The organism is Trichlorobacter thiogenes (assembly GCF_900167465.1).
Taxonomy (GTDB): Bacteria; Desulfobacterota; Desulfuromonadia; order Geobacterales; family Pseudopelobacteraceae; genus Trichlorobacter; species Trichlorobacter thiogenes.
On record NZ_FUWR01000001.1, the window covers coordinates 509,475 to 527,397 of the forward strand.

The window sequence follows — 17,923 nt, forward strand, 5'->3', positions numbered from 1 at the left end:
TCATTCTTCCGCCAGTAGAAAAAACAAGCTGCCGGTTCATGTGCGCGCGTGCGTGAGCCGGTCAATTACGAGTCGGCTATTCACTATTTTTAAGTGAGGATTTTATGGAAAAAACAAAGAGCGACTGCCAATTTTTGTTCTCAGTCATGAAGAGATGCCTGTCGAATGGCATCGGATTGTTGGTAATGGTATGGCTATCCGTCTTTCTCGTGCCGGAGGACGCCCAGGCAGTGACATTTTGCAACCCGGAGTACATGCCTCCCGGCTCTTGCGTTCCGTATGATCATATGCTGGAAAGACAGAAACAACGCGAGCAGATGATGTATGAACAGCGAACCCGGATATGGTCTCCAGCGCAGTGGGATGATTTTGTAAGATCGGCAAAAAAGTATGACCAAAGTAAAGCGGAGGAAGCAAGACAAAAGCTGGAGCGCTGGGACTTTCATCAATCAAAACCGGATGAACGAGTGAAGGCTTGTCAGGCGACTTTCATGAGCCTGCGCAATGGCGTGATGTTCATTGATATGGATGGCAGCACGAAAGGAACATTCATCGGATTTTTCGGCACGGGTGTGCCCAAGCCTAGCAAGCCTGATCAGGTCAAGGTCAGCCTGACCCAATCCGGTGAGACGCAGACGGTTCAGGCCTATCACCTCTACCTCCCTTGGGACGGTAAATTCGGGGTAATTCTCTTTGCTATTCCATCCACGAAGGCACTGATCGAATCCATTGAAGATATCCAAGATTATACGGTTGCCATGAATGGAAAGACGCTCGTTAGCGGCAAATGGCATAGTGGACTAAAGGCGCGCAACTGGTTACGCGATTGCGTGAGCAGGCGTTGAAAATATGAAATGAAGTCGCCCAACGCTTCAATTTAAGGGGGCCTGCGCGGTTTTTCGCGCAGGTCTATCAATTCAAACGTTATGCGTAAAAGCAGCACCTTAATCAATAGGAGTAAAAAAGCACTACACATCAGGATAGATACTACCGTCACTGCCGCTTGAACTACGTGCCCCCAGCCTCATTCCAATGAGGAAAATCAAGCCAAATGCAAAACTGAATTTCCAGCCCCAAAGCCAGATCCGCCCAAAACCGGAGGGGCACCGGAGGGGCCATTAAGGCAATTTGCACCAGCAACTCCTTGCTGTGCTGACATCAAAGAACATGATTTTAACATGATGCTTGACAAATTTATTTAGTCAGCTAAATATAAATGCACTAAATAAATACTCAAGGACATTTTATGTTTGATATTCTGGACCTTCCTGACAGCACCACCATTGCCAAACTTGCGCAACGCTACCCGATGCTGGAGATCCCTGCCTTTGAGACCTGGCTTTCCCTGATGCGGGTTTCAGGCGATTGCATGGCTGATCTGGACCAGTTTCTTGCCCGTTACAACCTTTCACAACGCAAGTTTTTTGTTCTAATCCTGTTGATGCGGAATCCCGGCGGGTTGAAGGTATCGCAACTAGCAGAGGGGACAGGTGTTTCCTGCGCCACCATGACCGGCGTGGTGGATGGCCTGCTGAATGCCGGACTGATTACCCGAGAAGCTGATCAGCAGGATCGTCGCGCCTTTGTGGTGGAGATCACCGATACCGGTCAGGCATTGCTGGATAAGCTCCTGCCCAAGCATTACCAGCGTTTGAGCGGGATTATGGCAATGCTTGATCCAACAGAACGGGCGCAGCTTCAGACGCTCTTGACCAAGGTCCGTGCAGGACTGGAAAGCTTACGCACAGTAGACAACGAAGGAGCATAAACATGAAACAAAGAAAACTCGGAACACAGGGATTAACCGTATCAGCCCAGGGCCTGGGCTGCATGGGGATGTCAGACTTTTACGGTGAGCGTGATGAGGCAGAGTCAATCGCCACCATCCATCGGGCACTGGAGCTGGGTGTGAACTTTCTGGACACCTCGGACGCCTACGGTCCCTTCACCAATGAAGAGCTGATTGGTAAGGCGATCAAGGGCAAGCGGGACAAGGTGGTCATAGCCACCAAATTTGGCCTTTTACGCAGCGCCCAGGCAGCTGCCGACGGTGGCTGGGCACCGGTGACCGGCATCAGCGGCAAGCCGGAGTATGTCAAATCCGCCTGCGAAGCGTCGTTAAAGCGCCTGGGGATCGATTGCATTGATCTCTACTACCAGCATCGGGTGGATGCCGAGGTACCGATTGAGGAGACCATCGGCGCCATGGCTGATCTGGTGCAGGCCGGTAAGATCCGCTACATCGGCCTGTCAGAAGCCAGCCCGGCAACCATTCGACGGGCCCATGCCGTGTACCCTATCAGTGCCCTGCAGAATGAGTATTCGCTCTGGACACGCGACCCAGAGGATGAGGTGCTGCCCACCCTGCGTGAACTGGGGATCGGTCTGGTACCTTACAGTCCCCTGGGACGGGGCTTTCTGACCGGAGAGCTGAAGAGTCCGGATGATTTCCCGGCCGATGACTACCGCCGCAATTCACCCCGCTTTATGGGTGAAAACTTCAAGAAGAACCTTGATCTGGTGGCAAAGATCAAGGCGATTGCTGTGCGGAAAGGGATCACGCCGGGCCAGTTGGCCCTGGCCTGGGTGCTGGCCCAGGGTGACGATATTGTGCCGATCCCCGGCACCAAGCGCAGGAAATATCTTGAGGAGAATGTCGCTGCCACGCAGGTGATGATCTCAAAAGAGGAGTTAGCAGAGATTGCTGCGGTCTTCCCCTGTGGCCTGGCCAGTGGTGAACGGTATCCAGCCTACATGATGGCGTTTTTGAACCGGTAATCGCGTTTATGACTCAAGCAGGCTATGGCAAGGCTTCGTTTCTGATACTTTGCCTGATCGGGGCAGCCACCTTTTTTAGTTCGTACCTGCGTATGCCGGTGCTGCCGCTGTTTGCGGCAACGCTGGGGGCAGGTCCGGCTCAGGTGGGGCTGATCAACGGCGCCTTCATGGTGACGGCAGGTGTTTTGTCCATCCCTGCCGGCCTGCTGGTGGACCGGCTTGGCCGTACCAAGCCGGTGATCGGTGGTATTCTGGCAACCGCTGTTTCTTCGCTGCTGGTAACCCAGTGCAGTTCTCCGCTCCAGATGGCAGCAGCCTATCTGCTGTTTGGGGCCGGATTGGCAGCCTTTGCCCCTGCCATGCTCTCACTGGTGGCAGATATTGTACCGCCTGATCGGCTTGGTCGGGCCTATGGCTGGTACACCACCGCCATTTATGTTGCCATGACCCTGGGGCCGGCATCCGGCGGTTATCTGGCCAAGACGGTTGGCCTGCGCAACGTCTTTTTTGTCTCTGGTGCTATGCTTGCAACCATGGCACTGCTTGCGCTGTTAACGCTACCCCGCACCGCCCCACGTCACAAGACTGAACTGCACGCTGCCCTTGCTGCCAGTCTGACCCTGCTGCACAATCGTCCCCTGCGGGCCTGTCTGCTGGCAACCGCTGGCAGCTGTATCGGCTTTGGGCTGTTTATTACCTTTCTGCCGCTTTTTGCTGCATCCCACGGCCTTGATCCTGCCCAGGTAGGGTTGGTGTTTGCTGCCCAGGCCATCACCAATGTGGTGGGCAGGGTACCGATCGGCATGATTGCCGACCGGATTGACCGCCGTCTGCTGGTTGCAGCAGGTCTGTTCTGTCTGGCCCTTGCCCTGCCAGCCCTGGGACAGGCCACGCAGTTGTTCTGGATGGTGGTCTATGCGATTGGAATGGGGGTTGGTATGGCTTTTACCTTTACCGCCATCAGTGCGTTGATTGTTGAGCAGGTCCCCACGGCGCAGCGGGGGCTGGCCATGGGGATGTATAACAGCTGTATCTACCTGGGGCTGATGACCGGTTCCACCGCCATGGGGATCGCCTTCAAGTGGGTGGATTACCCCACCGGCTTTGCCGTTGCCGGTGTCATTGCGCTGCTGACCATGCTGCTGTTTCTGCTGTTGATGGACAAGCCGCTTACCCTTCGCAGGAGCAGCAGTTGACCTGAAAAAAGCAGTTCACGCAACGGCGCAACGACGCTACGCATAAAAACAACATTTTGTATAAACCGAGCCTCTTACCAAGTGGGTAAAACGGAATGTTTCTGTAACTGTTTGGTTTTCGTTGCGAGCGTTGCGGCTTTGCGTGAGTAACTGCCGTTTTAAGGGTTGATCCTCTCTTTTCTGTGTAACAGAAAAAGGCCGCTCTGAAGCGGCCCTTTTGGTGGCAATGAACTGCAAAACGGTAATTACTGTGTATTGGCAGTCCGATTGTTGTGCTTTTTACGATAGATGTTTTTACTGGCCCGGTTCTGATCGTGAGCTAACTTGGCCCGCTCTGCCTTGGTCAGGTTGCCGTCTGCCTTCATCCGTGCTTCTTCTTGAGCGATACGCGCCTGCTGGGCTTCCAGGCGGCCTGCCTCTTTCGGTGTCAAGGCACCGCTCTGTACCCCTTGCTCAATACGTTGCTCTTGTTTCTCCTGTCTCCGATCAATACGTGGGTCATTGGTGCCGGCAAAGGCTGAACCGGCAAACAGTGCTGCTGCAACGGTGATACAAATAGCCAGGGTGATTTTAGACATAATCCGCTCCTTCAAGGTTTTGTTTCCTGCCTGCTCTCTACAACGGATACGATTTGGTTTGGTTGACACTAAATCTGCTACCGGTGATTTTTATTCCTGCCCCTGCCGGGAGCGTAGTTTCTGACGCACTGCACGTCGTTCTTCCTGAGACATGCCCTTCCAGTTCTGACGGATGTTCTTGCGTTCTTCCGGCGGGATACTCTGCCATTGCTTACGCAGTTCCTGCCGCTTTTCAGGAGGTAGCTGCTTGAACCAGCGGAACCGTTCGCGGATTTTTTCCTGTTCTCCCGGTGGGAGTTGACGGAATTCCTTGAAGCGTTGCTTGATCTGCTCTCGTTGTTCCTGAGGAAGCTCACGCCACTGCTTAAAGCGCTTTTTTGCATCCTGGCGCTCTTCAGGCGTCATCTGCTGCCAGCGGGCTGCGCCACGCTGCAGGGTTTCCTTTTGCTCAGGTGAAAGAGTGGACCATTTGTCGGCAAACGGCTTCAACAGCTGCTGCTCTTTTGGCGTCATCTCTTCCCATTCACGGGCCTGAGCCAAGCCTGTTGCCATCAGCAGACTGACGCTTACAACGGTAGTCAGCAGAAATTTATTTTTCATAATCTTGATCCTTCTGTGGTTTCTTGCGTGAATACAGCTGTTTTTTCCGATCAGCTTGTCTTGATCTGGCATCCTGCTCTTTTTTCTGTTGGTCAGTGTCCTGTTCAGCAAACTGAAGCGGATCTATTGCCTTGCCGGTGCTGGTTTCGTACCTGCCCAGAAACTCCAGAAACTCGGCATCCGGCAACTGTTCGCCACTGGCCCGGGCAGTGGCAGGAAGCAGCGCAATCAATGCCAGACAGATCAGGCTAGTGCGTCGCATCGGTCTTTGCCAGCCACGCATAAAAATCCATATCTTTGTACATATCCAGACTCCCCTGGTGTGCCAGCAACTCCATCTCATCAATCCGGTTTTCCGGTATACCAGGGCGTGATGGATGCCAGTGGGAGATCAGGATCAGCAGCATGATTGCGGTGGCAAAACCGGCCAGCCGCTGGGGGCGCAGGAACCCCCATACTGCAAACGGTTTTTTGGTTGCCTGGGCCATTGCCTTGGTGCGACCTTCACGCAACCGCGTCGTGATTGAGGGATCAAGCTGATCAAGCCCGGCATCCAGCTCCTGCTTGATCTGGCTGATCATTGGATCATCCTGTTTATAGGTTGTCATGGTTGATACTCCTCCAACTTTTGCCGCAATACCTGTACTGCCCGAAAATAGTGGGTCTTGACGCTTCCTTCTGAACAGCCCATGGCCTGGGCGGTTCCCGCTACGTCCAGCCCTTCCCATGATCGAAGTAGAAAGGCCTGCTGCTGGCGTAACGGAAGTTCACTGATAACCCGTTCCAAACGCTCCCCCAGCTGTGCCTGTTCCAGTAACCGTAAGGGAGTCTCTTCCCGCGGATCAGCTACTTCCTGAAAGGGATCATCAATTTCATCATCCTGGCGGTTACCGCCAAGCCAGCCCATAAACCGCATCCGTACAGAACGACGGCGATGAGCATCGGTAATCTTGCTCTGCAGCACCTTGAAAAAGAGTGGCGGCCACTCCTGATCAGGCTTGTCACGGTAGCGTCGGACAAACTCAAGCATCGCATCCTGGACAACATCCAACGCCTGATCATCAGTGCCCATGGCAAACCGGGCCATGCGGAAGGCCCGCTTTTCCACATCAGCCAGATAGAGATTGAGCCGTGCTGTGGTGTCCAGAAAATACTCCCTGTTTGATGCTTGTAACCTGATCTGTCTTCTATAACGCATTATGGCAGAAATGGTTGACAGGTTTCAGCCGGTCATTCGTAATTTTATATCAGGCAAGCCGCAATGGCCGGGTTCCCTGTTTGACTCAGCGGATTACTGCGGTATTATCAGCTATCTCACCTTATAGGAGGGCTCTCCCATGCGTATCCTTTTCCTGGTTGTCTGTCTGCTACTTGCCTCCCTGCCCGCCACTGCCGCTGTCATCAATGTCGAGTTCAATTTTACCCCCTATTTTGCTCCTGCTGACCCCACTGCCAAGCAGGTGGACACCATACCGGGTAAGGCGGTGGTCTATCTCAACAATCAGGTGCTTGCGGAACAGGAACTTGAAAAGCGGGATCTGCCAGTGCTGTTTGAAGAACGGGAGATCTCTCCGGCGGTCTGGATACTGGCCAGTTCAATGGGGTCGGGTCTGCGTAAAGGTGCCAACAGCATTCGGGTCGAGTTTACCCCTGCAAACCCGAGCCAGCCCTATCTGGCCCGATTTACCTGGTCGGAAGTAACTGACAAGGAAACCCGTACTGATGACGGTGCGGGTCGTAGCACTGCCACCAACTATGGTGGTACCGGCAAGGAAGAGCGCCCGGTCAAGGGCAAAGTGGTGTTTGAGCGGGGCTTTACTGCTGATTTTGCGGTTGATCATGCCTGGCACCATTATCCACCAATCACCGCAGTAAGCCCGGCAGACAAGGCCAGCCTGATTGCCCTGCTGAAAGAGCGGGCCACACTGTTCAAACCCAACTTTGCTGCTGCCTACAAACTGCTGGAGAAACAGCCCAACCTGACCGTACCAGCCATGAAAAAGGCCAAATGCCTGGAAAATGCCTACAAAGTGGGGATCCGGGTTAAGGCACCCACGCTAGAACAACTTGAAACGGTTATTACCAATGCCCCTGAACTGCTGCTGCAGGGCAAAGCTGGCAGCCCGCTGCATCCGATTAACCGTGCCGCTTTTAAGAAGATCAAAGGTGATGAAAACCAGATGTGTGCTGCCATGGCCCTGTATACCCTTTATCCACCCCGCCTGACCGTGGTGCGTACACCGACCGGCACGTGGGAGGTGGTTGAGTAGCTTAACAATACCCAAAGGAGCAACAACCGATGTTCATCGTATCCGTAACCTACCAACAGCCGCTGGAGGTGGTGGACCAGCATCTGGCCGACCATCTTGCCTTTCTTGACCGTTACTTTAGCCAAGGCACCTTTATCGCCTCTGGTCGCAAAGTACCCCGTACTGGCGGGATTATCCTGGCCACCGGAGTTACACGGGAGCAGCTTGATGCGATCCTGCTGGAAGACCCGTTTAACCAACACAAGATTGCCAGCTATGAGGTCACTGAATTTGAGCCGAACCGGACCGGGCCGGAGTATGCCTGGTTTTTGAGTTTGTAGGGTGTTTGGGAAAAACACCGGCCGTGTAGGTGCATATGTGAGCCGGTTAATAATGCATTAGACAAAAAGGGTGTGTTATGAATCCTACGGATGCTTGTGCGTTTAATAATGTAACTAGCTATATTTACAAACTTGGACACTTTTGCAGTCTTTTAACAGCATAGAGTTGTTTTTACGCTTATATTTATACAAAAAATCAGGCTGCGATCAGAAGGATTTCTTGAAGTATAGCCGAGCTGAAATAGGAGATGAATTACCAGAAAATCCGATTACGGACTATCGAGCATTTAAAGCACTTTGTACTGCTTTTAATAATCTTCAGGAAAATGACCGCAAGATAGATTTTTCAGAACTCATTGAATTGCGGGACGCGTTGGCGCATGGTCGAGTATCGGGAGATGACTTGGGAAACATGCTTGTAGTTAAATATTCTAGTCCCCAGAACAGAAAGGTAAGGGTGGAATACAAGAAACAACTGACTCAAGCTGATTTTGAGAGAATAACTGATCGAATAGTCTGGCTTTCTATGGAAATATCAAGGCGAATGGGGGCAAAGATGCCAGATGAATTTGATCCGAACGAGTACACTTAAGAATCTGTCGTGGGATGAAAAGAGAACCTAGCTGTTCAATTAATGGCTTGTTTGAGTCGTGACATCAGCTTGAAGTTACAGGAAAGTAACCAGCAAAATGAACTGTTTTATCGCGAAAATATGGCTGATGATCTTTACATTACTGGTGCTGCTGCATACAGGGACAGCTATTGCTGCAGAAAGCGCGCAGCAGCACCCGCGTTGTGACTATGTTGCATACCAGCGACTTCCACTCACTAAAAAGCTGCACGGTGTAGATGGGGCGCTTGTCATACTAAGGGATCGAAGTGTTCTGGCTGTTGAACAGTATTCATTTGAGGATAATGAGACATCCTGCAATGCCCGCCTCCACCTTGAGGGGCCTGGCAACACGCCTATAGCAACCCATGCACTGGAGCGGCCCATTGCCAGGATTGAAGCGACCAATCTTGTTGGGGGAAGACCGGCAAGTTTTGCGCTGACCGTTGATTACAGCTCCGGCATAGGGTCTTATTCAGGGCCAGCCACCAGGTTTTTTGATGTCGTTGCAGGGGAAATCCGTTGGTTACAGGCGAAAGATAAAAAAACAGGTACACTACAAGAGCTGGTTGTGGCCAGTACGCTAAAAACCGAATGGAAGCTGGTCCCGAACGGGCAACATCAAGATATTCTTGAGGTTCGTTGCAGGCCCGCATTCAAAGGTGAGTATGATGATTCGTTTGAAGTCACGTACAAGCGTTATCGCTTCAATGGCCATGGCTGGATGCAGTACAGCAGGTCAGAAAAAGGTTTTTGGGAAAGTGACGGTACGTTTCCCCAAGTGACACTGTTTCCCCGATAAAAACAAGGGGAGTGCTTCATGCAGCATGAACTACGCCGTAAAGATCGCGGCATGCCTGAATCCGAAGCCAGAGAGCTGTTGGAGCGGGGTGAATATGGCGTACTATCCCTTTGTGGCGCTGATAATGAGCCCTATGGTCTGCCGCTTAGCTACTGCGTGCTGGACAATGCCATCTATTTTCACTGCGCCCTTGAAGGCCGCAAGCTGGTGATACTGGCTGCCAACAGCCGCGCCTCATTCTGCGTGGTGGGGGCAACAGAGGTCCTACCGGAGAAGTTTTCTACCCGATATGAAAGCGTCATTGTATCCGGCAATGTGACTGAGGCACTGGGTGAGGACAAACAGCGCGGCCTGGCAGGTCTGGTGGCAAAATATTCCAGCAGCTTCATGTCGGAAGGGCTGCACTATATTGGCGTGCAGTGGCAAGCAACCAGAGTCTTTAAGCTGAGCATTGACACTATCAGTGGCAAGGCAAGGCGCTGAGAAATATCAGGCAATGGATCTGACAACCGGCCCGGGCAGGCCACACAAAGGTAGCTGGTTATGGCAGGTTTTGCTGGCAGCATGTACAGCCAGTATCCTGTACCTGTCGCTTATCCCTGCTCCGCCAGCGGTCAGTACGGGCTGGGACAAGTCAAATCATGCCCTTGCAATGGCCGTGGTAACGTTACTTGCCCACCGCTCTGCGCACCTTAAACCGTGGTCACTTTACTTTGCGTTTGGCTATTCCCTGCTGCTGGGTGCCGCAATTGAGCTGCTGCAAGGATGGTGTACCACCACCCGTTCTGCTGAATGGCTTGATCTGGTGGCTGATCTGGTAGGTATCGCAATTATGAGTATACTTTTAAGGCTTTACGAAAAAAGAACCGCAGACAGAAGAATGAGTTCACCCCCGCCTGCCTGAAGGTCCGCATAATTTCATTTCTCCACACAGGACTGTCCGACTGTTACAGAAAAATCCGTGGTGGCATTTCAGTTTCTTGAGTATGCGGCGTTACCTGCCGATATAGTTAGCATTGTATATCGTTTGCAGTGCTCAGGAGGAGTTATGTTCACCGCCGCCACATGTACCACGCCCATGCCAACGGCAGCCCCCTTAACCTTTTCAACCCGCTCCCTTGACCTGATGCAACGCAGAGGGGTTACCGATCAGGAACGTGAACGGTTTGCCGCTATACTTGCAACTGCCAGTAATGCCGGGGGTTGTAGCGATCCCAAGTCTTTTTTGAGTAACCTCTCTAGCGATGAGATGGAGATTTTACGGAAGGTCCACTGCCTTGCAGACCCGATTGCAGTAAATAACCTTGATTTTGAAGGGGCCTACAACCTGTTGATGGCGCCTGGTGAGGCAAAGGATCTTAATAACGATGGCCTGCTGGGAATCGGAGCGGGAAAAATCTGGGAGTATCCACCTCCAAACGCACCCGAGGCGGTCAAAAAGGCCTGGGAGGCAGCCACGGCAGGCGTGCCGGAATCAGAGAAGTGGCTGAAGATGGCCCCTTTTATGGCTGCAGCAGCCTGTGCAAACCTGAAGTCTGATTTAAGCGGTTTCTATGAGCCGGGGGAGACCGGTTATAAAAATATCTATGCCGATCCTGGCTTTAGCTACATTGGTCAGGTGCGGGATATTTTGAGCATGATGGATCGCTTCAAAGGGCAGAATGATGTGCACTATCAGGAAAATAAAGAGTTTCTGCTTTCCTTTTTAAAGGAGCTTACGGTCAACCACGCAGTCTAAGCTAGTTAGCCCACTGCCCTGCTGACAAATCCCTGATCAGCAGGGCTTCTTGTTCATCAATCCCCAATGAGAGCAGAAAGGCATGATGGGCCTGGGGGGCACGGCGCTCAAATTCAACGTGCCACTGTTGCATGGCTGCTTCGTCCATGCCTGCAGCTCGCAGCATATCAATCCAGGTCTGTTTATCGATTGCAATCGCCAGCTCTCCCCCTGCCTGCAGATTCAGCATTCCGGCCAGCAGTTGCTGCTGGGCCTGCAGGTTTCTGATTTCACACCCGATCGCCTCCAGCCGTTGCCGGATCACCAGTTCGCTGCCTGCTTCTGCGGTTGCCAGAAGGCGACGGATCGCTTCAATGCCCAGCCCGGCTTGGCGGTAGGAACAGATGGTTGCAAGCCGCTCTTTGTCGGCAGTGGAATAGCAGCGGTAGCCGGCCTCACTGCGTCCCGAAGGCTGTAACAGGCCAATCCGGTCATAGTAAAGCAGGGTGCTGCGGGAAAGGCCGAACAGGCGCGCCAGTTGGGTAATGCGGTACATACGGGCTCCAAAAGGTACGGCCCCGAAAACCGGGGCCGTGTAGTGTCTATCTGCTTGCTTTACGAATCTCGGTAATCCGCTCTGCTGGTAATCCCAGCCACTCCAGAAAACTCTGGTGTCCTGCCGGGTTCTGCTGCTCAAACAGGCGGTGCCACTGTTGCATGGTTGCTTCGTCCAGGCCGATCTCCCTGAAGCGTCCAACCCATTCTTCTACGGTTACGTTCGGTTGCATGATGCGTCTCCTTGGTCTGTGGTTTGATGTCGTGGCCATGACAAGGATCAGGCTAAACTGTGAAGCTGTAGACGGGTCAAGCAGTTTGTTGCAACCTTTGAAGAGCTGATTCAGGGTTTTTTAGCCGGTTGCTCTGTCTTGGTCTCCTTCAGCATCTTTTCCAGCTCATAGCCCAGCATGGCCTGGGTCACCCGGTCGGTTTCCAGCAGATCGCAGGCAACATGATGATCATCCTTGGCACAGAGCTTCTTCAGCCCCGCTTCCACCCCTTCATCACCGGTTTTGCCAACGGTGTAGATCCAGTTTTCACAGCCGACCCGCACCCCTTTTTCGCAGACCTTGGCATACTGCAGCGCAGCCTCTTTCCAGTTGTTGGCAAGTGCAGCCATGGAGCCCAGGCGGTTGCAGCCCTGGGTATCACCGGCCTGGCAGCAGACAGCAGGGTCTTTGTCCAGGCCACAGTTTGATGAAAGCGGTTCTTCTTTGTAGATGATGGGGGCCTGACAAACCTGTTGAGGGGCACTCTCCCTGCGGTAGACTTCAAAGTTGTTCCAGTCATCCATCCCCAGCAAAATGGTGTCGCTCAGGCGGGCAAAGACAAAATCGCCCCCCTTGTCGTGGCGCAGCTTGATCAGTCCATCTTCCAGCCGGGCCCGCAGCTGACTGCCCAGCGAGATGGTTACCATGCCCCGATCTTTGAAAACCATCGTTCCGCTCAGGGCCGAGACCGTACTGAGGTATTCGCCACAGGGCAGGGTTGTGGCAGAAGCCAGTGCCTTTGGGAATTGCAGGCTGATCAGCTGTTTGTGGCGGGCACAGGCATGCTCGTCAAGATTTGCTTTGCATAGAGTTTCAAACAGCTGTGCGCTCTGACTGAACCGTTGCGCACGCCAGAGCTGCTGCACTGCCTTGCGGCACAGATCAGGGGTCTTGAAGCGGCTGCAGGAGTCGGCAATTTCGTCAAGCTGAGCTGCTGGTAACGGCTTTTTCTCGGCATACATGCCGCTAAACGGATTATCCCGTTTGTTGGCTGCCTTGTCGTACAGCTCCAGCAACCCTAGGCAGGCCTGTGGCTGAGTACGGCACTGCTGCTGCAGTATCGGAATGTTGGCACTGCTTTGGGCGTCTGCGACACAGGCATTGCTATCACCGGCTGCACAGCATTCCTTTTCCTTGCCGTAGCTGCATTCCGGCTTTGTCAGGTAGCCCAGTTTTTGAAGGGAAGGACAGCTGTTGCGCTGTTGCTGGATATAGATAGTGTCGCCCCAGCTGCTGTCAGACTTTTTCAGCTGTTTGCCGTTGCCGACGAACTGGTACTGCTGGCCGTAGCCGGTTTCATAATTGCGCAGCCAGACCGATTGCCCGGCCCGGTAGTACTGGTGTACCGCCTGCACGACCCCATCCTTGTTGTATTCCTGCACGGTTCCATCCGGCTGAAACAACAACCGATAGCCGATCTTCTGATCAAGGTAGCTGGCGCAGGGAGCCGCCCAGGCAGGGCTGAAACAGCAGAAAAGGACGAGCGCAAGGCAGAGAGTTGTCCAGCGAGGCATGAAGATCTCCTTAAGGGTGATTATTTATTTGGAGGAGCTGAGCTTTTTCTGCCAGCATCGTGGTACAGGGTGTAGGGCAGTAGCAAGGTATCGGCAGTCAGGCTGAGCGGGAAATCCATGAGCGCAAACGGCCAGAAGAGTGACAGAATGCCAGCGGAATCATCACCCGCAGCCCCGATCACAGCTACATTTACCTGCGTGCCGCAATAGACCAGTGAATCTGCATGGGGCCGATCGGCAAAGGTCTCGGAAAAGGTTGAACAGCCGCTGGTCAGACATAGTAATGCTACGATTACATAGAGCCGGTATCGATACATACCGCTACTTGACCGGTGCAGCGGGCTCTGTCTGCTTTTTACCTAGAGCGCGTTGCAGCTCCTTAGCATTAAGATGTTTTTCAAAACCGGAGAAATATTTTGAAACCTCACCATTGGCCATAAGTCCCTGCATGGCCACCTGTCCCAGCACGCCAAAGCTCGCCTTAAAGGTGTCGTCTCCTTCAAAATCAACCGCTTGCCTGGTTTCAGTCTTGCAGCTTACGGTGAGCAGCCGCATCACCAGTTTGCCGGTTTCCTTGTTGAGCTGTTCCCCCATCTCCGGTGTTACGCCGCTTAAGGCTTTAACATCGGGGTGGGTCGCCATGGCAGCAAAGATCCATTTGATCAACAGGGTCTTGTCAGCCTCACTGGTGGATCTGACTAGGCATTTGGACATTTCATCGGTAAAAGGACCGGCATACGCGGTTGTTGCCATAGCGGTAAGGATCAAAAACAACACTACTTTTAATCTCATAACGACCTCCGTGGGGATATTTGGATACAATGCGGATGTTCAGCACCGTTTTACTCTTGTTGTGTGCGCCATGCAAGCATGCCTTAAGCTGATTTGGGTCAGGTGGATGATGACGGCAGGGTGACCGTAAAGCGTGCGCCGCAGCCAGGGGCACTAAAAACTTCAATGGTACCCGCATGGTTACGGACAATGCCCCAGGATATGGCAAGCCCCAGGCCGGTGCCGTTCTGTTTGGTGGTGAAGAACGGTGAAAACAGCCGTTCCTGTTGCTCCGGGTCGATACCGGGGCCGGTATCGGCTACCGTAATCGAGCAGGTTGCCTCAGGATCAGCCTCAGCGCTGAGGGTTAGTTGTCCCTCTCCACCCATGGCCTGCAGGCCGTTCAGGATCAGGTTGGTAAAGACCTGACGCAACTGCTCCCGATCTGCCTCCAGCTGGATGGCTGTCTGCTGGTAGCTGCGTTCAATATGGTACGTTGCCAACGGAATCTGATGGCCGATCTGGTCCAGGATCTCATCTAAAAGTCCTGCCAGGGAAAAACGGCTGACCTGGCGTTTGTCCTGACGGGCCAGGGTCAGCAGGCTGGAGGTAATCCGGTTGATCCGGCCGGCCTGGGTCAGGATCTCGCTAACTTCTTCCTGATCCTCTGCACCTGCAGGGATCGACATCTGCAGCAACTCGGCATTACCCCGGATAATCGCTAGCGGGTTGTTGATTTCATGGGCCACCCCGGCAGAGAGCATGCCCAGCTCTGCCAGCCGTTCAGTGCGGGCCAGCTCCTTTTCCGTCTCTAGCAGTTGCCTGCTCTTCTCCTCCAGTTCAATGGTCCGCTGCTGCACCTTTTGTTCAAGGGTATGGTTCAGGGTGCTGACCTCCTCTTCCCGTTCACCAAGGCGTTTACCCAGGCTGGTGGTCAGCCCGATTGCCAGCAGGGTCAGGACCAGCAGCAGGGCCGCAAAGGTTAGGTTGAGGTTGTTGCGTAAATGGAGGTAGGGACGTTCAGGCAGCCCCACATACAAAGCACCGATCACGGTGCCATCCGGGTCACGTAGCGGTTCATAGGCCGCAAAGTAGCGCTCATGCAGCACATAGGCCGGTGCAATCCAGCGTTCACCCTGCTGCAGCACCTGTTTTACCACCTCGGCTGAAAGTCGGGTGCCGGTGGCCCGCTGACCATTTTCATTGGTAACCGTGGTGGCGATCCTGACATCATCCAGAAAGATGGTGGCGGTTTCCCGCGAGGAACCATCCTGTTGCTGTGGTGCAATAACGCGGGTTATCCGGTCTGCCAGCTGTTCATTGTTGTTGAGCAGTTGACCGGCCAGCAAGGCACCGTGGATCTCTCCATCAGCGCCTAAAATCGGCGTGGCGGCTATCAGAAACAGGCCACGTTGTTCAGCGGTCTTGCTGGTTGGCACGGCATGTTGTGAAGGAAGCAGTGGAACCAGCATCTGGTCCGGCAACAGCGGGTTTTCCTGACCGGCCTGCAGGTTGGAAAACAGCATGCTGCCCTGGCTGGGGCGTCCGGCAAGGGCCTCAGCCACCGGCTTGAGATGGCGCAGGGTATCACCGGAACGCTCTGGATTGGCTGCCCGGTAACGGACCTGACCATAGCGATCCACCACGGTCAGAAAGCTGAAGCTGCGACTGCCGGACAGCAGTGCCAGCAGTCGGGCCAATTCGGAGGCTGCCGGTCCTTGTAGGCTGCGGGATAACTCCGGGCTGCGGCTGATCAGCTGCACCCCTTCAGCCAGCCGGTTCAGCTCCCCTTGATACAGCTCTCTGGCTGTGCCAAGGTCGCTGCGGGCCTCTTCCTGGGCCTGTCCAGCCACACGGGCGGCAATCAAACGATCACCAATCAGCCAGCTGACCAGCAGGGCCACCAGCAGCGGCAGCAGGGTGGTGAGCAACAGGCGACGCCGGATATGGACACGGGTACTATTCATCGCTAATAGCCGCAAAAGAACGCAGAGAGCTCAAAGAAAATCTTGAAGGATGTCATAAGGCGCCGCTTGATGCAGAAGATAAGGCGAATTTACGAACTTGAAATTTAAAACTGCCAAAGTTGACCAACAGACCATGTTCAATGCGAGAGGCCTTTAAATACCCCAGAAGCTGGGCAGTATGTTCATCATTAAGTGCCTTGCAAGCCTTGAGTTCAATAATTAAACGGTCTTCAAGGAGCAGATCAGCAAAATATTCACCGATAGTTGTGCCGTCTTCATCATACACCTGCAGGGGGTGCTGTTGCCTGACCTCTAAGCCAGCCAGACCTAAACGATGAACCAAGGCATTCTCGTAGACTTTTTCCAAATGTCCGTGACCAAGATACAGGTGAATTGCGTAGGCTGTTTCCCGGACAATGTCACATAACTGGTTAATGCTTTTCATCTTTGCGTTCCTTGCGTTCTTTTGCGGCTATTCCGCCTTGTATTCCAACAGCTTGCGATCCAGGGTCTTACGGGAGACTCCCAAAATCTCGGCGGTCTTGCTCTTGTGGAAGCCGGTCTGTTTATAGACCCCCAGGATATGTTGCCGTTCCAGTTCATCCAGGGAGATCAGCGGTGTGACCTCGTCGTTGCGCAGCGGTGTGGTTCTGTTGCAGACCGGTAGCAGGTCTGAGGTGAGCAGGTTGCCCTGGGCCAGGATCACGGCCCGCTCGATCACGTTTTCCAGCTCACGCACATTGCCGGGCCAGTGGTAGCGGGACATGCAGGTCAGGGCATCAGGGTCAATGCCATGCAGCTCTTTTTTCATCCGGGCTGCAAAGCGGCGTACAAAGTGGCGGGCCAGCGGTTCAATATCTTCAGGCCGTTCCCGCAGGGGGGGCAAGGTCAGGGAGATGACGTTCAGGCGGTAGTAGAGGTCTTCCCGGAAGCGCCCTTCAGCAACCTCCAGTTGCAGGTCGCGATTGGTGGCAGCCACAAAACGGACATCAACCGTGCTTGGCTTGGTGGAGCCGATCGGCATGAACTCCTTTTCCTGAATCACCCGCAACAGCTTGGCCTGCACCGTGGGTGAAACATCACCGATCTCATCCAGAAACAGGGTGCCGCCATCCGCCTCTTCCAGCAACCCCTTCTGGTTCATAATCGCACCGGTAAAGGAGCCTCGCAGGTGGCCAAAGAGCTGGCTTTCCAGCAACGAGTCCGACAGGGCGGCACAGTTTAGCGAGACAAAAGGTCGTTCGCGACGGCCGGAATTGCTATGCACGGTGCGGGCTATCAGCTCTTTGCCGGTGCCGGACTCCCCCAAAATCAGGATATTGGCCTCGCTTGAGGCAACCTGCAGGGTCAGATCGTAGACTTCACGGAAACGGGGGGAACTGAAGACGATTGAGCTGTCATCCCCGCCCCGCTGTAACTCCTCCCGCAGGCGTCGGTTCTCATCAGCCAGTCGATGGTGTTCAAGCGCCTTGGCCAGCACCCCCAAGATCTTCTCTTTTGGAAACGGCTTCATCACATAATCATACGCCCCCAAGCGGATGGCATGTACTGCATCATCCACGGTGCCGTGGGCGGTCATCACCACCACCGGCATGTTCGGGCGCAGCTGGTGGGCCTGTTTCAGGATCTCAATACCGTTGATGTCCGGTAGGCGGACATCCTGCAGCAGCAGGTCAGCCGGTTCTGCAACAGGTGCCTGCAGCCGTGCCAGCAGCGCAGTGCCACTGCTAAACGTCTCCACGGTATAGCCTTGTGTTTTAAGGAGCTTAGCCAGGTAACGCAGGATACCTTCTTCGTCATCACAGATCAGGATACGGGGCATGGACTGATTCCTTTGATCAAAGGGTGAGCATAAAGACAAAATGATACAATTCAGGACAAATGTATACAGTAATTTTGTCCGGCTGTGCCGTAAACGACCAGTCCTGAAGACGTAACACACTATATTTACATCATTATGTCTGTTGGCATAA

At 53.7% G+C, this 17,923-nt stretch carries 24 protein-coding genes; 11 read left to right on the top strand and 13 right to left on the bottom strand.

Annotated elements, in window-relative coordinates; translation table 11 throughout:
* Nucleotides 1-104: 104 nt before the first annotated feature.
* The 4 genes from B5D39_RS02455 (at nt 105) to B5D39_RS02470 (ending at nt 3,974) form a co-directional block, all read left to right on the top strand.
* Complete coding sequence (locus B5D39_RS02455; protein ID WP_078788794.1) at nt 105-845, top strand: hypothetical protein; 741 nt, start codon at nt 105-107, stop codon at nt 843-845.
* A 401-nt stretch (nt 846-1,246) separates the two neighbouring features.
* The gene (locus B5D39_RS02460; RefSeq protein WP_078788795.1) at nt 1,247-1,768 is read left to right on the top strand and encodes a MarR family winged helix-turn-helix transcriptional regulator; all 522 of its coding nucleotides are present in this window, start codon (nt 1,247-1,249) and stop codon (nt 1,766-1,768) included.
* 2 nt (nt 1,769-1,770) lie between these two features.
* Nucleotides 1,771-2,778 carry an aldo/keto reductase gene (locus tag B5D39_RS02465; protein WP_078788796.1) on the top strand — a complete coding sequence of 336 codons (1,008 nt, stop codon included), beginning with the start codon at nt 1,771-1,773 and terminating at the stop codon, nt 2,776-2,778.
* Nucleotides 2,779-2,786: 8 nt separating this feature from the next.
* Nucleotides 2,787-3,974, top strand: coding sequence for an MFS transporter (locus B5D39_RS02470; RefSeq protein ID WP_078788797.1), 1,188 nt, complete (start codon nt 2,787-2,789; stop codon nt 3,972-3,974).
* A gap of 245 nt (nt 3,975-4,219) precedes the next feature.
* Here the strand turns inward: B5D39_RS02470 and B5D39_RS02475 are convergent, their stop codons facing one another.
* The 5 genes from B5D39_RS02475 to B5D39_RS02495 form a co-directional block, all read right to left on the bottom strand.
* Complete coding sequence (locus B5D39_RS02475) at nt 4,220-4,552, bottom strand: hypothetical protein (RefSeq protein ID WP_078788798.1); 333 nt, start codon at nt 4,550-4,552, stop codon at nt 4,220-4,222.
* Nucleotides 4,553-4,642: 90 nt separating this feature from the next.
* Entirely contained in the window at nt 4,643-5,152 is a 510-nt protein-coding gene (locus B5D39_RS02480) for a DUF3106 domain-containing protein (protein WP_078788799.1), read from the bottom strand.
* Entirely contained in the window at nt 5,142-5,414 is a 273-nt protein-coding gene (locus B5D39_RS02485; RefSeq protein ID WP_078788800.1) for a hypothetical protein, read from the bottom strand. The genes B5D39_RS02480 and B5D39_RS02485 overlap by 11 nt, the downstream gene beginning before the upstream one ends.
* Nucleotides 5,401-5,760 carry a DUF3619 family protein gene (locus B5D39_RS02490; RefSeq protein ID WP_078788801.1) on the bottom strand — a complete coding sequence of 120 codons (360 nt, stop codon included), beginning with the start codon at nt 5,758-5,760 and terminating at the stop codon, nt 5,401-5,403. The genes B5D39_RS02485 and B5D39_RS02490 overlap by 14 nt, the downstream gene beginning before the upstream one ends.
* Complete coding sequence (locus B5D39_RS02495; RefSeq protein WP_078788802.1) at nt 5,757-6,350, bottom strand: RNA polymerase sigma factor; 594 nt, start codon at nt 6,348-6,350, stop codon at nt 5,757-5,759. The genes B5D39_RS02490 and B5D39_RS02495 overlap by 4 nt, the downstream gene beginning before the upstream one ends.
* Nucleotides 6,351-6,489: 139 nt before the next feature.
* On the opposite strand from B5D39_RS02495, the gene B5D39_RS02500 reads away from it, so the two are divergent.
* From B5D39_RS02500 to B5D39_RS02530, 7 genes are all read left to right on the top strand, one after another.
* Nucleotides 6,490-7,422, top strand: coding sequence for an NADPH-dependent FMN reductase family protein (locus B5D39_RS02500; protein ID WP_078788803.1), 933 nt, complete (start codon nt 6,490-6,492; stop codon nt 7,420-7,422).
* Nucleotides 7,423-7,451: 29 nt separating this feature from the next.
* The gene (locus B5D39_RS02505; protein WP_078788804.1) at nt 7,452-7,742 is read left to right on the top strand and encodes a YciI family protein; all 291 of its coding nucleotides are present in this window, start codon (nt 7,452-7,454) and stop codon (nt 7,740-7,742) included.
* A gap of 220 nt (nt 7,743-7,962) precedes the next feature.
* On the top strand, nt 7,963-8,334 hold the full coding sequence (locus B5D39_RS02510; protein WP_078788805.1) for a hypothetical protein: 372 nt from the start codon (nt 7,963-7,965) through the stop codon (nt 8,332-8,334).
* Nucleotides 8,335-8,431: 97 nt separating this feature from the next.
* On the top strand, nt 8,432-9,154 hold the full coding sequence (locus tag B5D39_RS02515) for a hypothetical protein (protein WP_078788806.1): 723 nt from the start codon (nt 8,432-8,434) through the stop codon (nt 9,152-9,154).
* Nucleotides 9,155-9,172: 18 nt separating this feature from the next.
* Nucleotides 9,173-9,637, top strand: coding sequence for a pyridoxamine 5'-phosphate oxidase family protein (locus B5D39_RS02520; protein ID WP_078788807.1), 465 nt, complete (start codon nt 9,173-9,175; stop codon nt 9,635-9,637).
* Nucleotides 9,618-10,058: a VanZ family protein gene (locus tag B5D39_RS02525; protein ID WP_208610532.1), complete on the top strand. Its 441-nt coding sequence runs from the start codon at nt 9,618-9,620 to the stop codon at nt 10,056-10,058. Before B5D39_RS02520 ends, B5D39_RS02525 begins: the two co-directional genes overlap by 20 nt.
* Nucleotides 10,059-10,202: 144 nt before the next feature.
* Nucleotides 10,203-10,892, top strand: coding sequence for a hypothetical protein (locus tag B5D39_RS02530; protein WP_078788809.1), 690 nt, complete (start codon nt 10,203-10,205; stop codon nt 10,890-10,892).
* A 1-nt stretch (nt 10,893) separates the two neighbouring features.
* Here B5D39_RS02530 and B5D39_RS02535 read toward each other — a convergent pair whose 3' ends face one another.
* The 8 genes from B5D39_RS02535 to B5D39_RS02570 form a co-directional block, all read right to left on the bottom strand.
* On the bottom strand, nt 10,894-11,427 hold the full coding sequence (locus tag B5D39_RS02535) for a MerR family transcriptional regulator (protein ID WP_078788810.1): 534 nt from the start codon (nt 11,425-11,427) through the stop codon (nt 10,894-10,896).
* Nucleotides 11,428-11,473: 46 nt separating this feature from the next.
* Nucleotides 11,474-11,659, bottom strand: a complete 186-nt coding sequence (locus tag B5D39_RS02540) for a MerR family transcriptional regulator (protein ID WP_078788811.1) — start codon at nt 11,657-11,659, stop codon at nt 11,474-11,476.
* 110 nt (nt 11,660-11,769) lie between these two features.
* On the bottom strand, nt 11,770-13,212 hold the full coding sequence (locus B5D39_RS02545) for a hypothetical protein (RefSeq protein WP_078788812.1): 1,443 nt from the start codon (nt 13,210-13,212) through the stop codon (nt 11,770-11,772).
* Nucleotides 13,213-13,232: 20 nt separating this feature from the next.
* Nucleotides 13,233-13,529 carry a YceK/YidQ family lipoprotein gene (locus B5D39_RS02550; RefSeq protein ID WP_078788813.1) on the bottom strand — a complete coding sequence of 99 codons (297 nt, stop codon included), beginning with the start codon at nt 13,527-13,529 and terminating at the stop codon, nt 13,233-13,235.
* 4 nt (nt 13,530-13,533) lie between these two features.
* Nucleotides 13,534-14,004: a hypothetical protein gene (locus B5D39_RS02555; protein ID WP_078788814.1), complete on the bottom strand. Its 471-nt coding sequence runs from the start codon at nt 14,002-14,004 to the stop codon at nt 13,534-13,536.
* A gap of 98 nt (nt 14,005-14,102) precedes the next feature.
* Nucleotides 14,103-15,950: a sensor histidine kinase gene (locus B5D39_RS02560; RefSeq protein ID WP_078788815.1), complete on the bottom strand. Its 1,848-nt coding sequence runs from the start codon at nt 15,948-15,950 to the stop codon at nt 14,103-14,105.
* Nucleotides 15,951-16,002: 52 nt separating this feature from the next.
* Nucleotides 16,003-16,395, bottom strand: a complete 393-nt coding sequence (locus tag B5D39_RS02565) for a GxxExxY protein (RefSeq protein WP_078788816.1) — start codon at nt 16,393-16,395, stop codon at nt 16,003-16,005.
* Nucleotides 16,396-16,422: 27 nt separating this feature from the next.
* Nucleotides 16,423-17,772 (bottom strand): sigma-54-dependent transcriptional regulator, encoded by a 1,350-nt coding sequence (locus tag B5D39_RS02570; protein WP_078788817.1) that lies wholly within the window; start codon nt 17,770-17,772, stop codon nt 16,423-16,425.
* Nucleotides 17,773-17,923 lie beyond the last annotated feature (151 nt).

Excerpts from the sequence above, each read along its gene's own strand:
- B5D39_RS02455 (WP_078788794.1), top strand. The coding sequence starts at position 105 with ATGGAAAAAACAAAGAGCGACTGCCAATTTTTGTTCTCAGTCATGAAG.
- B5D39_RS02460 (WP_078788795.1), top strand. The coding sequence starts at position 1,247 with ATGTTTGATATTCTGGACCTTCCTGACAGCACCACCATTGCCAAACTT.
- B5D39_RS02465 (WP_078788796.1), top strand. The coding sequence starts at position 1,771 with ATGAAACAAAGAAAACTCGGAACACAGGGATTAACCGTATCAGCCCAG.
- B5D39_RS02470 (WP_078788797.1), top strand. The coding sequence starts at position 2,787 with ATGACTCAAGCAGGCTATGGCAAGGCTTCGTTTCTGATACTTTGCCTG.
- B5D39_RS02475 (WP_078788798.1), bottom strand. The coding sequence starts at position 4,552 with ATGTCTAAAATCACCCTGGCTATTTGTATCACCGTTGCAGCAGCACTG.
- B5D39_RS02480 (WP_078788799.1), bottom strand. The coding sequence starts at position 5,152 with ATGAAAAATAAATTTCTGCTGACTACCGTTGTAAGCGTCAGTCTGCTG.
- B5D39_RS02485 (WP_078788800.1), bottom strand. The coding sequence starts at position 5,414 with ATGCGACGCACTAGCCTGATCTGTCTGGCATTGATTGCGCTGCTTCCT.
- B5D39_RS02490 (WP_078788801.1), bottom strand. The coding sequence starts at position 5,760 with ATGACAACCTATAAACAGGATGATCCAATGATCAGCCAGATCAAGCAG.
- B5D39_RS02495 (WP_078788802.1), bottom strand. The coding sequence starts at position 6,350 with ATGCGTTATAGAAGACAGATCAGGTTACAAGCATCAAACAGGGAGTAT.
- B5D39_RS02500 (WP_078788803.1), top strand. The coding sequence starts at position 6,490 with ATGCGTATCCTTTTCCTGGTTGTCTGTCTGCTACTTGCCTCCCTGCCC.
- B5D39_RS02505 (WP_078788804.1), top strand. The coding sequence starts at position 7,452 with ATGTTCATCGTATCCGTAACCTACCAACAGCCGCTGGAGGTGGTGGAC.
- B5D39_RS02515 (WP_078788806.1), top strand. The coding sequence starts at position 8,432 with ATGAACTGTTTTATCGCGAAAATATGGCTGATGATCTTTACATTACTG.
- B5D39_RS02520 (WP_078788807.1), top strand. The coding sequence starts at position 9,173 with ATGCAGCATGAACTACGCCGTAAAGATCGCGGCATGCCTGAATCCGAA.
- B5D39_RS02530 (WP_078788809.1), top strand. The coding sequence starts at position 10,203 with ATGTTCACCGCCGCCACATGTACCACGCCCATGCCAACGGCAGCCCCC.
- B5D39_RS02535 (WP_078788810.1), bottom strand. The coding sequence starts at position 11,427 with ATGTACCGCATTACCCAACTGGCGCGCCTGTTCGGCCTTTCCCGCAGC.
- B5D39_RS02540 (WP_078788811.1), bottom strand. The coding sequence starts at position 11,659 with ATGCAACCGAACGTAACCGTAGAAGAATGGGTTGGACGCTTCAGGGAG.
- B5D39_RS02545 (WP_078788812.1), bottom strand. The coding sequence starts at position 13,212 with ATGCCTCGCTGGACAACTCTCTGCCTTGCGCTCGTCCTTTTCTGCTGT.
- B5D39_RS02550 (WP_078788813.1), bottom strand. The coding sequence starts at position 13,529 with ATGTATCGATACCGGCTCTATGTAATCGTAGCATTACTATGTCTGACC.
- B5D39_RS02555 (WP_078788814.1), bottom strand. The coding sequence starts at position 14,004 with ATGAGATTAAAAGTAGTGTTGTTTTTGATCCTTACCGCTATGGCAACA.
- B5D39_RS02560 (WP_078788815.1), bottom strand. The coding sequence starts at position 15,950 with ATGAATAGTACCCGTGTCCATATCCGGCGTCGCCTGTTGCTCACCACC.
- B5D39_RS02565 (WP_078788816.1), bottom strand. The coding sequence starts at position 16,395 with ATGAAAAGCATTAACCAGTTATGTGACATTGTCCGGGAAACAGCCTAC.
- B5D39_RS02570 (WP_078788817.1), bottom strand. The coding sequence starts at position 17,772 with ATGCCCCGTATCCTGATCTGTGATGACGAAGAAGGTATCCTGCGTTAC.